This window comes from Streptomyces sp. NPDC020597 (assembly GCF_044335095.1).
GTDB lineage: Bacteria > Actinomycetota > Actinomycetes > Streptomycetales > Streptomycetaceae > Streptomyces.
In genome coordinates, this window is the sequence record NZ_JBIRUL010000024.1 from 23301 (window position 1) to 37390 (window position 14090).

The window sequence follows — 14090 nt, forward strand, 5'->3', positions numbered from 1 at the left end:
GGCGTGACTCGGTTGCGGGGGGCGGGGCGGGCGGCCCGTGGGCGGCGGGGCGTCGGGGGCGGTTCAGGTCACCGGGGAGCGGGTGTGCGCCGGAGCGCCGGCGTGCGGGTCGGTGAAGACGCGCGGGTCGTCCCAGAGCAGCTGGATGTCGTGCGCCCAGTGGCCGTCCTCCGCGTCGGCCTCCTCGCGCAACGCGAGCACCCGGCGGGGGAGTTCGGCGGGCGGGACGCCGGACACACAGCTGTCGAGCTCGTCCAGGAACGACTTGCCCGGGCATCCGTCGCCGCCGACGCAGGACTCGTCCTGCCCGGAGTCGCAGCCCTCGCGGGACCAGACGACGATCGGGGCGGGCGCGTTGAGCGTGGTGTCGAAGTGGGGGCGGGTGCGGGACGCGGCGGGCGCGGTGGCGAAGCCGGCCAGACAGGCGTCGTCCTGACGCAGCCGCATCCGCAGCCGACGGGGCTCCTCGGGGCCGCCGCACTCGACCCGGTGCAGACGCGCGCCGGACGCCGAGTCGAGCCGGTTCCAGGCGCGCGTCAGCTGGTGCCGGACACTCGCCCGGCGGCGCGTCTGGTCGGTGACGACGAGCGGGTACACGCACCCGAGCGGGGTGTCGTCGTCGGGCGCGCTCGCCCACCGGTCGACGGGCAGGTCGATCCAGTCGCGGGGCAGCGCGAACGCGAGCAACTCGTCGCAGCCCGGCGTCAGATAACGGAACGCCGCCTCGATCCGGTCCTGCACGTAGGCGCGCACCCCGGCCTGCGGGACGGTGTCGGAGCCCACCGGGTGCCGGCGGCCGCCGCTGTAGGCGGACACCTCGACGCGCACGTGCCCGTCGCCCGCACCGCTGTGCCGGAGGTCGACGAGGATCGGCGACCAGTCCGGCGGGACGGGCGCCTCGACGGGCGCCTCGACGGGCGGTTCGGCGGACTCGGCGGGCGTGTGGAGCACGGCCTCCACACGGCCGGTGAAACGGGCCACGGTGGCGGCCGCGTCGTCGCCGTCGATCTCGCACAGCACGAACAGGGCCGCCGACCACAGCGAGTCGAACCCCTCGTCGGGCGCGTCCGGGTCCAGCGGGCCCCTGGCGGCCTCGTAGAGCCGCACGCGTCGCCGGGGATCGTCGTCCAGGCCCGCGCGGACGGCGCGCTCGACGAGGGCACGCAGCCGGGCGCGGTCCGCGGTCCTGTGGTCGGCCGTGGGGACCAGGCCCTCCAGCGCGGGCCAGTAGCGGGCCATGACGTCGGTGGGCATCATCCGCCCGTGGTGCGCGCCGCGGTCCCCGGAGGCGGCGGTGACCATGCCGACCACCTCGCCGGTGTCGGCCAGCGTGACGGCGGCCCCGCTGAACCCCGGCTCGAGCGGCCGGCCGCCGGCCTGCCAGGCCTCCAGCTGGATCCACTCGCGGGAGATCAACTGGCTTGCGGTGACGCGGTATTCGGCGAGGGTGCCCTCGTCGAAACCGACCGGGAAGCCGTAGACGACGAGCTTGCGGGGCCGGTCGGCGCGGTGGGCGTGGGCCGCCCCCTCGGGGGCCAGCGCGGCCGGGGCGGCCGGCGCCTCGCGGGCCAGCTCGAGGACCGCGAGGTCGCCGAGATCGGTCGCGCCGCCGCCCCAGCCGCCGTCGGCGACCACCCGGGCCGGCACGGCGGGCGCGCCGGGCAGCTCGGTGAACGTCACCGTCAGGGCGTCCGGCGCGGCCCCGTCCACGACATGGGCGCAGGTCAGCACCTTGCGCGGGGTGACGAGGAAGCCGGCGCCGGCCACCCGGCCGCCGCACTCGATCCGGGCGTGCCATTCGGCGCTGTTCATGAACCGGAAGAGGGCGACCAGGTCAGTTTCACGACGAGATGTCCCTCCGCCGTGCCCTTGGCGATGATCGCGCCCGTCTCCGCCGACAGCTTCACACCGAACTCGATCTCGACGCCGTCGGGTTGCAGCGTCCCGTCCCGGAACACCCGCAGCGCGGACTCGGCGGCCGCGCGCACGCCCTCCAGGGCGCCCTCGAAGGTGCGGGCCGCCTGCACCGTCCCGTCGCCGCGGGCCACCAGCCGGGAACCGGGCCGCCCCTCCGCGCCCGCCTCCACGGCGACCACTGCGCCGTCGTCGGTCCTGAACTCCACCAGTCCGTCCACGGTCTCCCCCGCAACCCCTTCCCTGCTCCTCGCTGCGCGCAGCCGCCGCTCCCGTTCCGCGGCGCTGCGCGTCCTCATTGTCACGGACGGTGCGCGTGGTTGTCCTGCGTTCCGTGTGCCTGCTCGGTGCGGATCACCCCGAGGTCCGCCAAATCCTGTGGCCTCAGGCGTAGTTGGTCGGCCGTCGTGTCCGCCTCCTGCGGGGGCCGCTTGAGGATCGCCGCCGCCGACTCCGGCGCGATGACGGAGAAATAGCTGTCCGGCGTCGCCCAGGTGCGCCCGGGCGCGGCCAGCGCCAGCGCACCGCCGGAACCGCCCTCGCCGATCACCAGCGTGGTGAGCGGCGTGCGGGCGGTGGCGACCGCGCCGAACAGGTCCGCGATCGCCGCGCCGGCGCCCTGCCGCTCCGCCTCCGCGTCGTTGGCCGCGCCCGGCGTGTCCACCAGGGTCAGCACCGGGATGCCGAGCCGGCCGGCGAGCCGGATCAGCCGGGCGGCCGTGCGGTAGCCGGCGGGCCGGGTCGCCGAGCCGGTCTGCGCCGCGTAGGCGACCGTACGGCCCCGGTGCAGGCCGAAGCCGCACAGCATCCCCTCAGGGTCGGCGCCGCCGCACCGGTCGCCGCGGACGGCGAGCCGGTCGGTGAAGTAGGCGTCCAAGTAGGCCTGTGCGCGCGGCCGTTCCGGCGCCCGGGCCCGCCGCACCGCGTCCCGGCCGGTGGCCGGCAGATCCGTCGCCCCGAGGGCGCCCGGCACGGGAGCGGGCTCGACCGGGGCCGGTATGCGTGCGGCCGCCTCCGGACGGGTGTGCCCGGGGGTGGGAGCGGTCCAGGGAGTGGGCTGTGCCGGTTCGGCGGGGGACTGCTGACGGGGCGCGGCTGCGGGCGGGGCGGCGGTGTGCGCCGTTCCCTCCGGGCGGGTGTGCGGATGCGCCGCGGACCGGGCCGTCGCCGCCTCGGGCGCGGACGGCCCGCCGGGGGGTGTGCCTTCCTCCGGTGGTCCCTCCGCCGCGGCCGTCCCGCCGGTCAGGAGGCGCAGCCAGCGCCCCAGCACGTCCCGCAGCTCCGTGGCGGGCACCACCGCGTCCGCGGCCCCCGCCGCGAGCTGCGCCTCCGCCGTGTAGGCGGTCGGGTCGGCGTCCGCCGGCCGCACCCGTGATCCGGCGAAGCCGACCTGCGCGCCCGGCAGGGCCAGCACCACGTCGGCGCCCGCGCCCAGGGTGGCCCAGCCGCCGCCGGTCGTCGGGTCCCGCAGGACCGCGATCTGCGCCAGCCCGGCCTCCCGGGTGAGCGCCGACTCGTGTGCCACGCGCTGGAGTTGGGTGAGGGCGAGCATGCCCTCCTGCATCCTGCTGCCGCCGGTGGCGATCAACGGCACGACCGGCAGACGGTGTGCGCGGGCGTGGGCGTACGCCGCGACCAGACGGTCGCCGGTGCGCTCGCCCAGCGAGCCGCCGAGGAAGCCGAACTCGAAGGAGATCAGCACCGCTCGGACGCCCCCGACGCGGGCGACCCCGCAGATCACGGACTCGAACTCGCCGGTGCGCCGGGCGGCACGCTCGCGCGAGGCGTCGTAGCCGGGCCAGCCGAGCGGCCCGTCCGGCGCGGACTCCCTTTCCACGTGCGGGAGTTCGTGGAAATCGTCGGCGACCAGGGCGATGAACTCCCGTGCGCTCGCTCGCTGCGCCGTCATGCCGGCAGCGCCCGCTTCATGATCTTCCCCATGTCGTTGCGGGGCAGGGCGTCCAGGTAGCGGACCGTGCGGGGCCGCTTGTGCGGGGCGAGGCGGCGGGCGACGTGGTCGGCCAGCTCGCGCTCGGCGGGCGGCGACTGCGGATCGGCCGGCACCACCCAGGCGACGACCCGCTCCCCGAGGTCCGCGTCCGGCTCGCCGGTGACGGCGGCCTCCCGCACCCCGGGATGTTCCAGCAGGACGTTCTCGATCTCGCCGGCGCCGATCTTGTAGCCGCCGCTCTTGATGAGATCGGTCGCCTTGCGCCCGACGATCCGCACATACCCGTCGGGGTCGCGGACGGCCACGTCGCCGGTGCGGAACCAGCCGTCGGCGGTGAAGGCGGCGGCGGTCGCGTCCGGCCGGTTCAGATACGCCGTGAAGAGGTTCGGCCCGCGCACCTGGATCTCGCCGACGCTCTCCCCGTCGTACGCCCCGACGACCGAGCCGTCGTCCTCGACGAGCCGCAGCTCCACCCCCGGCAACGGCACCCCGACGGTGCCCGCCCTGGCCTCCCCGTCGGCCCGTACGGAGGTGTTCATCAGCGTCTCCGTCATGCCGTACCGCTCGATCACCCGCCGTCCGGTGGCCGCCGAGATCCGCTCGTGGTCGTGCACGGGCAGTGCGGCCGAACCGGACACCAGCAGCCGTGCCCCGGCGAGCGCGTCGGCGAGGCCGGGGTCGGACGGCAGGGCCTCGGCGATGCGGTGGTACATCGTCGGCACCCCGAACAGCATGGTCGCGCCGTCGGTCAGCTCCCGTACGACGCCCTCCGTGTCGAACCGTCCCAGATGCCGCACCGAACCGCCGCGGCGCAGCGGCCCGAGGATTCCCAGCACCAGCCCGTGCACATGGAACAGCGGCAGCCCGTGCACGAGGACGTCCTCGCCGGTCCACTGCCAGGCGTCGGCGAGGGCGTCCAGCGTCGTGGCGATCGCCCGCCGCGGGATGACCGCACCCTTGGGGGGCCCGGTGGTGCCGGAGGTGTACACGACGAGGGCGGCCTCCTCGTCGTCCGACGGCTCGTCCCACACCCCGCCGCCCGCGGCCGGCCCCGCGCCGCCGCGCCCGTCCACGTCGACGTCGATCCGCGGCAACGCCCGCAACGGCTCGGGCAGTTCGTCGCCCGGGGCCGCCAGCACCGCGCCCGGCGCGCTGTCGGACAGGATGTGCCCGAGCTCCTTCTCGCCCGACCTCGGGTTCAGCGGCACGGCGGCCGCCCCGGCGAGCAGCGCGCCCACCACGGCCACGGCGGTCTCCAGGGCGGGCGTGGCCCACACGGCGACCCTTCCCCGCTCCCGGCCTCCCCCCTCCCGGCCGCCCGCGTGCGGCTGGACTCCCGTCGTCTCCCGCACGCGGCCGCCGACGGCGCGGGCCGCGCCGGCGAGCTCCGCGTAGGACAGGGAACGCGCACCGAACCGCAGGGCGGGGCGGCCGGACGGATCGTTCGTGAGTGCGGGGAAGAGAGACGACACGGGACGGACTCCTTGCACGGCTGAGGCGGGCGACAGGGGCGACAAGCAGCTTCCTACCCCACGCGTCGCGCCCGCACCTCCCCGTGCCGCCCGTTCCACCGCGTCTCGACCGCTTGTTAGCCTTCCGGTGATCGGACAGTCGTACGAACAGGGAGTCCGTCGTGGCCCGAATCGCGCTCGTCACCTACGACCCCCGGCCGGAGCCGAGCAAGGACGCCGACTTCCCGGTGCTGCTGAGCGCGCTGCGAGAGGCCGGCGCGGAGGCCGACGGCGTCTTCTGGGACGACGCGGACGTCGACTGGGCCGCCTACGACCTCGTCGTCATCCGCTCCACCTGGGACTACAGCTGGCGGGCGGACGAGTTCGCGGCCTGGACGCGGAAGGTCGCGGCCGTCACCCGGCTCGCCAACCCGGCCGATGTCGTGGGCTGGAACGCCGACAAGCGGTATCTGGGGGAGCTGGCGGCGGCCGGGGTGCCGACCGTGCCCACGCGCTACTTCGCGCCCGGCGAGCCGGCCGAGCTGCCCGCCGCCGAGGAGTACGTGATCAAGCCCGCCTCCGGGGCCGGTGCGCGCTACGCCGCCCGCTATACGCCCGACGCCCACGAGACGGCCGTCCGTCACCTCGCGCGGATGCACGCGGAGGGGCTGACGGCGATGGTGCAGCCGTATGTGCGCGGCATCGACGCCGGCGGTGAACGCGCCCTGCAGTTCTTCGGCGGCCGCCTCCTGCACGCGAGCCGCAAGCGGGCCGTCCTCGCCCCCGGCACCGCCTTCGACGCCGACAAGATCGCCCACCCCGGTCTGGAGCCCTGGACGCCGTCCCCGGCCGAGCTGTCCGTGGCCGAGCGCGCCCTGGCCGCCGTGCCGGACGCGCCCGAGCTGCTCTACGCCCGAGTCGACCTGGTGGACGGCGACGACGGGGAGCCGCGGGTGATGGAGCTGGAGCTGGTCGAGCCGAACCTGTTCCTGTTCCTGCACCCGCAGTCCGTGCCGCACGTCGTCGCGGGCATCCTGAGCGCTGCCGGGTCGGCTGCGGACGGTGCGCGGAGCCGGTGAGCCGTCGATGAGCCGTCGGTGACCCGGCGGTGAGCCGTCACTCCCTGACGGCCGTCCGCTGGAGCAGGCCCCAGGTGAACTCGGCGACGACGTCCCGCCGGGTCCCCCGCCCGTCCGGCGCGGAGAAGGCCAGTCCCCAGCGGGCGGGGGCGGTGCCTTCGAGCGGGCGGGCCGGGGCGAAGGCGTGGGCGGCCTCGTCGACCGTGCAGGACCAGGGCGTGAGGTCGGCCAGGGACTGCAGGAACGGCGGCCGTGCCCCCGGGGCGCGGACCAGCCACTCGTTCCAGACCGAGCCGTTCGGGGCGAGCAGCACCTCGAAGCGCAGGTCGGGCCAGAGCGGGATCGGCCAGAGCCATGCCTCGCAGTCGAGGTCGCCGACGCGCCGGGCGGTTCTCGACTCGGGTTCGCCGAGGACCGAGCGATGCCGCGAGAGCGAGCCCCGTGCGTGCGGGGAGTGGACCATCGCCTGCCAACGCTTGTTGGCCTCCCTCATCTGTGTGAGGGAAACGCCCAGTTCGTGGCGGGCGTTCTCCACCAGATCCGGGTTGTGGTCGGCCATGCGGCGCAGCAGGACCAGCTGGAAGTCGAGCGGCGTGAACGAGCCCGCGAGGCGTTTCTGGGTCGGCATGCGTCCCATCCTGGCCCACCGCACGACTCACGACCATTGCCCGCCGCAACACCTTATGACAGCCTGTGTTCGTCATGCCGATCGCCTGTTGATATCTCGAACATAGCCACTCAGGCCACAGACCAAGAGAGGGGGCCCGTCGTGGGACGCCTCGTACCTGCCGTGACCCGAGCTCTCGACATTCTCGAGCTCTTCCTGGACGGGGACGGTTCGCTCTCCGCCCCCGACATCGTGCGCAAGCTCCAGCTTCCGCGCACCACGGTGCACGAACTCGTGACCACGCTCTCCGCCCGGGCGTACATCGTGCCCGTCCCCGGACAACCCGGACGATACCGTCTGGGGGTACGCCCCTACCAGCTCGGCAGCCGGTACGCCGAGCAACTGGACCTCGCCGCCGAGGGTCAGCAGGTCGCCCGCACCGTCGCCGAAACGTGTGACGAGACGGTGCACGTGGCGATCCTGGAAGGGGCCGACGTCATCTACATCGCGAAGGTCGACTCCACGCACGCGGTCCGGATGGTGTCGGCGGCCGGCCGCCGCCTGCCCGCCCACTGCACCTCCGTCGGCAAGATGCTGCTGGCCTCGCTCCCCGAACAGGAGCTCGCCGCGCGCATCCCCGACGACGCCGAACTCGTGCGGATGACCCCGAACAGCATCACCGAGCCCAAGGCGCTGCGGGAAGCGCTGGCCGAGATCCGGGAGCGGGGCGTCGCGGTCGAGAACCGCGAGTCCAACCCGGACGTCAGCTGTGTGGCCGCGCCGGTGCGCGACCGCACGGGACAGGTCGTCGCCGCCCTGTCCATCTCCGTCCCCATGATCCGCTGGAGCGAGGAGCGCCGCGGGGATCTGGAACAGCTCGCCCTGAAGGGAGCCGGCGACCTGTCCGAGCTGCTCGGCTACCGGAGCGCCGCATGACCACGCGCTACGAGGTGGCCGTACGGGCCGAGGCGGTCCTCGGCGAGGGCCCGACCTGGGACCCGGTCGCCGGCCGGCTGCTCTGGATCGACATCCTGGGCAGCCGGCTGCACGCGTACGACCCGGCCACCGGCCGCCGCACGGTCCGCGCGACCCACCAGCACGTGGGCGCGGTCAAGCCCCGGGAGGGGGGCGGCCTGGTCCTCAACCTCCGGGACGGCGTGGGCCTCCTCGATCCGGACGGCGGCTTCCGCTGGCTGCGCCACGAGCCCGTCCCGGGCCGCCGCGCCAACGACGCGGCCGTCGCCCCGGACGGCTCCCTGTGGGCCGGCACCATGCGCTACGACGAGGCCCCCGGCGGCGGCTCCCTGTGCCGTCTCACCGGCGCGGGGGCGGCCGAGGTGGTCCTCGACGACGTGGCGGTGAGCAACGGGACGGGGTGGAGCCCGGACGGCACGCTGATGTACTACGTCGACTCGCCGACGCGCCGCATCGACGTCTTCGACTTCTCGTCGGACGGGCGGGTGTCCGGCCGCCGCCCCTTCGTCGCGCTGGAGGAGGGGGCCGGATTCCCCGACGGCCTCACCGTCGACGCCGACGGCTGTGTGTGGGTGGCGCTGTGGGACGGGGCCGCGGTACGCCGCTACACCCCGGCGGGCGTCCTGGACCGGCAGATCGACCTGCCCACCCCGCGGATCACCGCCTGCGCCTTCGGCGGCCCGGACCTAACTGATCTGTACGTCACCACGGCCCGCGTGGGCCTCGACGCCCCGCACCCGACGGCGGGCTCCCTCCTGGTGCTCCCGAACGCCGGCAAGGGCCTGCCCCAGCCCGCCTTCGCCGGCTGACCGCCGCCGGCCACCTCGGCCGGCGACGCCCCCGACCGACCGACGCCCGTCAGCCACGGACGCCCGCCGGCCCCGCACGGGCCGGCGTTGCGCGTCGCCGGGGCGGGGAGGCTCCGCCCGGCTATCGCAGGCCCGCTCGCCTGCGTTCGTCGACCGTCAGCGGCGGGCCGGACAGGGGCGGGCGGAGGGGGCCGACGGCGGCCGACGCGAGGGTGGAGGGCGTCAGCAGGATCTGGGGGCCGCGCTCCAGGGACGTCACGTCCGTCAAACGGCGGGCCAAACGGCCGTTGCCGGTGGCGGTGAGCATCAGCCGGCCGACGTACGCGGCCACGAGCCGGTCCCGCCGGGTGGGGCCGGTCTCGGTCGCGCCGGGGTAGAACACGTCCTGGCCGACGGCGAGGTCCCAGGCGGTCGCGACGGGCCGGGCCACCGCCTTCTGCGCACGCCGGGCCAGCCCCGCCGTGGCCCACCCGTGCCGCCGGACGGTGTCGCGCAGCAGTACCGCGCTCTGGGCGGCGACCGCGAGGCCGTGCCCGTAGAGCGGGTTGTACGCGGCGAGGGCGTCGCCGAGGACGACGAAGTTGTCGGGCCAGGCCGCCATCCGCTCGTAGAAATGGCGGCGGTTGACGGTGGAGCGGGTGTACGCCACGTCGGACAGCGGCTCGGCCTGTTCGAGGAGCTGCCCGATGACGGGGTGGCGCAGCTCCTCGCGGGCGAAGCGGACGAAGTCGTCGTTGTGGGGGGAGGGTTCGCCGCCCCGGGTGCCGTTGAGGGTGACGATCCAGCGGCCGTCCTCGATCGGCAGCAGGAACCCGGCGCGGCCGGGCCCGGCGTCCCGCGGGTCGGGCTGCACGTTGACGATCGGGTACCCGGAGCGGGCCGGCCCGGGCGCGAGGTACAGCCGGCTGGCGTACGCCAGTCCGGAGTCCACCTCGCGCCGCTCCACGGCCGGCAGGCCGAGCTCCGTCAGCCAGCCCGCCGCCCGCGACCCCCGCCCGCTGGCGTCGACGACCAGGCCCGCCTCGATTACGCGCTCCGCGCCGCCCTCGCGCACCCGCACGCCGGTGACCGCGCCCGCGTCCCCCACCAGTCCCGAGACCTCGGCCCCCGAGCACAGCTCGACCCGCTCGTCGGCCAGCACCCGGGCCCGGACCGTCGCGTCCAGGAGGTCGCGCCCGGCCAGGATCACGTGGTGCGACTCGGGCCAGCGGCGGAACCAGCCGCGCGGGCCGAGGACCACCATGTCCGTCGTGACCGGCGCGCGGCGCGCCCCTGCCGCCCGGAGCGCCCCGGTGACGTCCGGCAGCAGCTCCTCCACCGCCCGCACCCCGCCCGACCACAGCATGTGGGCGTGACGTGCCTGGGGCAGCCCCTTGCGGGGCGCGGGGCCGTCGGGCAGCACGTCGCGCTCGATGACGACGACCCGGTCGGCGAGGCCGGTCAGGGCGCGTGCCGCGAGCATGCCCGCATGGGATCCCCCCAGGACTACGGCGGTTCTGGCGGGGTTGGAGGGTTCAGTCATGCGTGGAGATGCTCTCTGCCGGGGCGGCCGCGCGGGCGCGGACCGCCTGGATGTCGTCGGGGTGGCGCAGGGCCTGGGACACGGCCTGGATCTCCCGCAGGAGATACGTGGCGTCCGGGCCGGCGGGGAACGGAGCAGAAGGGCCGGGAGAGGCGGAGGCGACGGACGCGGCGGAGCCGGACGCGGCGCGGGGAGCGGGGGGAGCGGCGGAAGCCGGCAGGGCGGCCCCGCCGTCGCGCCGCGGGGGCCGCGTCGCCTCGGCGGCGGCCGCCGGGCGGTGCGCGCGCTCGCGCGCCTCCACGGCGTCCAGCAGCGCCACGGCGGCCGCCAGGGCCTGGGCCCGGCCGCGTTCGACGCCGAGGCCGACGGCGGCGTCGTAGGCCCGGGCGCGCAGATCGTCGTCCAGGCGGCGGGCCAGCGGGAGGAGGGCGTCGCGGATGAACGTCTCACGGCGGATCAGCCGCAGTTCCGGGGTGGCGCGCAGGTCGAACGGCTCCCGGCCGCCGGTGACGGTCCGCATCAGCCGGGACAGCGGCTGCAGGCTCCGGTGGCGGCGGCGCACCCGCCAGCGCTCCTGGAGGTACTGGCCGGCGTGCGGCACGATGAAGCCGATCGCGACGAGCGTGGCGGCGACGCACGCCGCCGAGGGTGCGATGCCGGTGTTCAGCCAGTCCAGGTCGTGCCCGGTCCAACGCGCGCCGACGGCCGTCAGCTTGGCCGCGCTGAACAGCAGGTTCGTCACATAGCCGGCCCCCAGGAAGCGCAGTCCCCAGCGCAGCCACGCGTCGAGGCCGTCGGTCCGGCTCCAGTTCCACACCAGGCGGGCCGTGACCGAGCACGCCACGGTGTGCGCGACCAGGTAGAGCAGGATCTCCTCACGCATGAAGGGCGTGTTGGCGTAGTACGTGTCCAGGTCCCGGATCCGCTCCACGGGCACGTCCGCGAGCGCGAACAGCACCCACAGCGCCACCACCACCGCCGCGTAGACGCAGACCACCAGACGGGTCGTCCGCCGCGTCTGGGCCGAGCGCTCGGTGCGGCCGTTGCGCCAGGCGATGATCAGCAGCAGCCAGGACGCGGAGAGCGCGGTGAGCAGCGAGTACACCCAGGGCGCGGCGATGTTCGGCACGCCGGTGACCCGGTTGGTCCAGGCGATGGTCTTCGGGGCCGCGAAGACGAACACCGCGCAGCCGAAGACGAGCAGGCCGCCGACCGCGCGCAGCAGCGGGTCCCGCCAGAGCTTGACGATGCTGGGCAGCTTGATGGCGAGGGCGGCCCCCAGCACCGCCGTGGGCAGCCAGAAGGAGATGTACAGCCCGTGACTCACCGCAGGGTCCCCCTGCGTCCGCGGTAGCCGAGGGTCCGCTGGACCGCGGCGGTGTCCGCGGCGTCCTGGGCGGCGGCCGGCCCGGGCTCGGCGAGGTGGCGCCGGAAGCGGGCGGCCAGCCGGTGGCCGAAGTCGTCGGCCTCGGCCTCGTCGTCCTCCCGGGAGCCGTCGCGGGCGGCGAAGGCCAGGGCGGCGGACTCCCAGCCGGAGCGGTCGGCCAGGACGCCCGCGGCGACCGTGCCGAGGCCGCGATGGTGGTGCCGGTGCCCGGCGTGCAGATGCCACAGCTCATGGCCGAGGATGACCAACTGCTGGACGGCCTCGGCCCGTTCCTCGACGATGACCAGGTCGAAGTCCTGGAACTCGACCCAGAGCCCGGTCACGTCGATCTCGTCGGGGAACCGCTCGAAGCGCACCTCCACCGGCCGTCCGCCGCGCCGCGCGGACAGTTCCTCGCACAGCGCCCGGCACAACTCGCGTACCCCGTGGGGCCGTTCGGCGCGCGCCCGCAGTGCCGCGGCGAGCTCGCCGGTCAGCTCGCGCATGGCCGGGCCGGTCCTCGCGCGCCGCAGCGCCGAGGCGATCCGGGACGCCCTCCCGCGCGCGCCCGCGACGTCCATCGGCTCCCCCTTCCGGCCGCCCGGCGACGGCCGGTCCGAGACTACGCGGCTGGTTGTGTCCGCGTCACGAGAAGTCGTTGCACGGTCAAGGACAGAAAGCGCTGTCAGAACTCGCGCCGAAGGCATTGACGAGCGCCCGCTTCGAATCTACGGTCCGTTCGGAGCAGCGATCACTATCCGGCATGTCGAACCGCGCGGCCCACCGGCCCACCAGGCCACGACGCGACGGAGGAGGGTCCGGGGAGGGCCGGCCGCCTGGGCGTCAGGGCCGGGGGGAGACCGAACCCGAAAGGCCAAGATGAGCACCGCCCGCTTCACCCTCGACCCCGCCTTCACCGTCGGCGAGGTCGACCCCCGTCTCTTCGGCAGCTTCGTGGAACACCTGGGCCGCTGCGTCTACACCGGCCTCTACGAACCCGGCCACCCCAGCGCGGACGCCGAGGGCCTGCGCACCGACGTGCTGGACCTGGTCCGCGAACTCGGCGTCACCGCCGTGCGCTACCCCGGCGGCAACTTCGTCTCCGGCTACAAGTGGGAGGACTCCGTCGGCCCGGCCGCGGAGCGGCCCCGCCGGCTCGACCTGGCCTGGCACTCGACGGAGACGAACCGCTTCGGCCTCTCCGAGTACATCGGCTTCCTCCGGAAGATCGGCCCGCAGGCCGAGCCGATGATGGCGGTCAACCTCGGCACGCGCGGCGTCGCCGAGGCCCTGGAGCTCCAGGAGTACGCCAACCACCCGTCCGGCACGGCCCTCTCCGACCTGCGCGTCGCCCACGGCGACAAGGAGCCGTTCGGGATCCGGCTGTGGTGCCTGGGGAACGAGATGGACGGCCCCTGGCAGACCGGCCACAAGACGGCCGAGGAGTACGGCCGCGTCGCCGCCGAGACCGCCCGCGCCATGCGCCAGATGGACCCCGGCGTCGAACTCGTCGCCTGTGGCTCCTCCAGCCAGTCCATGCCGACGTTCGCCGAATGGGAGGCGAAGGTCCTCGCCGAGACGTACGACCTCGTCGACTACATCTCCCTGCACGCCTACTACTGGCCCGAGGACGGCGACGTCGACTCCTTCCTCGCCTCAGCCGTCGACATGGAGTCGTTCATCGACAACGTCGTCGCGACCGCCGACCACATCGGCGCGCGGCTCAAGTCGAAGAAGCGGATCAACCTCTCCTTCGACGAGTGGAACGTCTGGTACCTGCGCGAGTGGGAGGAGCAGGCCAAGGGCATCGAGCAGGGGGACTGGCCGGAGGCCCCGCGCCAGCTCGAGGACAACTACAGCGTCACCGACGCCGTCGTCTTCGGCTCGCTCCTCATCGCGCTGCTGCGCCACGCCGACCGGGTGACGGTCGCCTGTCTCGCCCAGCTCGTCAACGTGATCGCGCCGATCCTCACCGAGCCGGGCGGCCCGGCCTGGCGGCAGACGACGTTCTTCCCGTTCGCGCAGGCGTCCCGGCACGGTCGCGGCACCGTCCTCGACGTGCGGGTGGACTCGCCGACGTACGAGACGCGCAAGCACGGCACGACGGACCTGCTGCACGCCACCGCGGTCCGCGCCGAGGACGGCACGGTCACCGTCTTCGCCGTGAACCGCAGCCGCACCGACGCGCTGCCGCTCCAGGTCGCCCTGCACGGGCTGGAGCTGACGTCGGTCGTCGAGCACAGCGTGCTCGCGGACGCCGACCCGGACGCCCGCAACACCCTCGCCGACCCCGAGCGGGTCGCTCCGCACCCGGCCGAGGGCACCGCGCTGACGGACGGCAGGCTGACGGCGACGCTGGAGCCGCTGTCGTGGAACATGATCCGGCTGGCGTAGGCCCGGACGTCCCGGGACGGGG

12 protein-coding genes are annotated in these 14090 nt (G+C 75.0%); 4 read left to right on the plus strand and 8 right to left on the minus strand.

The features are described from left to right. Positions 1-63: 63 nt before the first annotated feature. The 4 genes from ACH4ZA_RS30770 to ACH4ZA_RS30785 form a co-directional block, all read right to left on the minus strand. Positions 64-1812 carry a trypsin-like peptidase domain-containing protein gene (locus ACH4ZA_RS30770; protein ID WP_398432596.1) on the minus strand — a complete coding sequence of 583 codons (1749 nt, stop codon included), beginning with the start codon at positions 1810-1812 and terminating at the stop codon, positions 64-66. Beyond that, entirely contained in the window at positions 1809-2135 is a 327-nt protein-coding gene (locus ACH4ZA_RS30775; RefSeq protein WP_319281301.1) for a CU044_2847 family protein, read from the minus strand. The genes ACH4ZA_RS30770 and ACH4ZA_RS30775 overlap by 4 nt, the downstream gene beginning before the upstream one ends. An 80-nt stretch (positions 2136-2215) precedes the next feature. After that, positions 2216-3823 carry a carboxyl transferase domain-containing protein gene (locus tag ACH4ZA_RS30780; RefSeq protein ID WP_398432597.1) on the minus strand — a complete coding sequence of 536 codons (1608 nt, stop codon included), beginning with the start codon at positions 3821-3823 and terminating at the stop codon, positions 2216-2218. Further along, complete coding sequence (locus ACH4ZA_RS30785) at positions 3820-5337, minus strand: acyl-CoA synthetase (protein ID WP_398432598.1); 1518 nt, start codon at positions 5335-5337, stop codon at positions 3820-3822. The genes ACH4ZA_RS30780 and ACH4ZA_RS30785 overlap by 4 nt, the downstream gene beginning before the upstream one ends. 161 nt (positions 5338-5498) lie before the next feature. On the opposite strand from ACH4ZA_RS30785, the gene ACH4ZA_RS30790 reads away from it, so the two are divergent. After that, positions 5499-6395, plus strand: coding sequence for a hypothetical protein (locus tag ACH4ZA_RS30790; RefSeq protein ID WP_319281279.1), 897 nt, complete (start codon positions 5499-5501; stop codon positions 6393-6395). A 37-nt stretch (positions 6396-6432) separates the two neighbouring features. Here the strand turns inward: ACH4ZA_RS30790 and ACH4ZA_RS30795 are convergent, their stop codons facing one another. Next, positions 6433-7032 (minus strand): hypothetical protein, encoded by a 600-nt coding sequence (locus tag ACH4ZA_RS30795; RefSeq protein ID WP_319281278.1) that lies wholly within the window; start codon positions 7030-7032, stop codon positions 6433-6435. 132 nt (positions 7033-7164) lie between these two features. Between ACH4ZA_RS30795 and ACH4ZA_RS30800 the strand changes: the two genes are divergently transcribed. Together ACH4ZA_RS30800 and ACH4ZA_RS30805 are read left to right on the plus strand one after the other, a co-directional pair. Continuing rightward, on the plus strand, positions 7165-7938 hold the full coding sequence (locus ACH4ZA_RS30800) for an IclR family transcriptional regulator (RefSeq protein WP_319281276.1): 774 nt from the start codon (positions 7165-7167) through the stop codon (positions 7936-7938). Beyond that, entirely contained in the window at positions 7935-8786 is an 852-nt protein-coding gene (locus ACH4ZA_RS30805; RefSeq protein ID WP_398432599.1) for an SMP-30/gluconolactonase/LRE family protein, read from the plus strand. The genes ACH4ZA_RS30800 and ACH4ZA_RS30805 overlap by 4 nt, the downstream gene beginning before the upstream one ends. Positions 8787-8907: 121 nt before the next feature. Here ACH4ZA_RS30805 and ACH4ZA_RS30810 read toward each other — a convergent pair whose 3' ends face one another. Genes ACH4ZA_RS30810 through ACH4ZA_RS30820 form a run of 3 tightly spaced genes read right to left on the minus strand, consistent with a single transcriptional unit; the run spans position 8908 to position 12255 of the window. Continuing rightward, the gene (locus ACH4ZA_RS30810) at positions 8908-10308 is read right to left on the minus strand and encodes an NAD(P)/FAD-dependent oxidoreductase (RefSeq protein ID WP_398432600.1); all 1401 of its coding nucleotides are present in this window, start codon (positions 10306-10308) and stop codon (positions 8908-8910) included. Continuing rightward, positions 10301-11635, minus strand: a complete 1335-nt coding sequence (locus ACH4ZA_RS30815; RefSeq protein ID WP_398432601.1) for an MAB_1171c family putative transporter — start codon at positions 11633-11635, stop codon at positions 10301-10303. Before ACH4ZA_RS30815 ends, ACH4ZA_RS30810 begins: the two co-directional genes overlap by 8 nt. Beyond that, a complete protein-coding gene (locus tag ACH4ZA_RS30820) occupies positions 11632-12255 on the minus strand; it encodes a toxin-antitoxin system, toxin component family protein (protein ID WP_319282403.1) in 624 nt (207 codons plus the stop codon). Before ACH4ZA_RS30820 ends, ACH4ZA_RS30815 begins: the two co-directional genes overlap by 4 nt. Before the next feature lie 298 nt (positions 12256-12553). Here ACH4ZA_RS30820 and ACH4ZA_RS30825 point away from each other — a divergent pair, with 298 nt between their 5' ends. Beyond that, positions 12554-14068 (plus strand): alpha-N-arabinofuranosidase, encoded by a 1515-nt coding sequence (locus ACH4ZA_RS30825; protein ID WP_319282405.1) that lies wholly within the window; start codon positions 12554-12556, stop codon positions 14066-14068. Positions 14069-14090 lie beyond the last annotated feature (22 nt).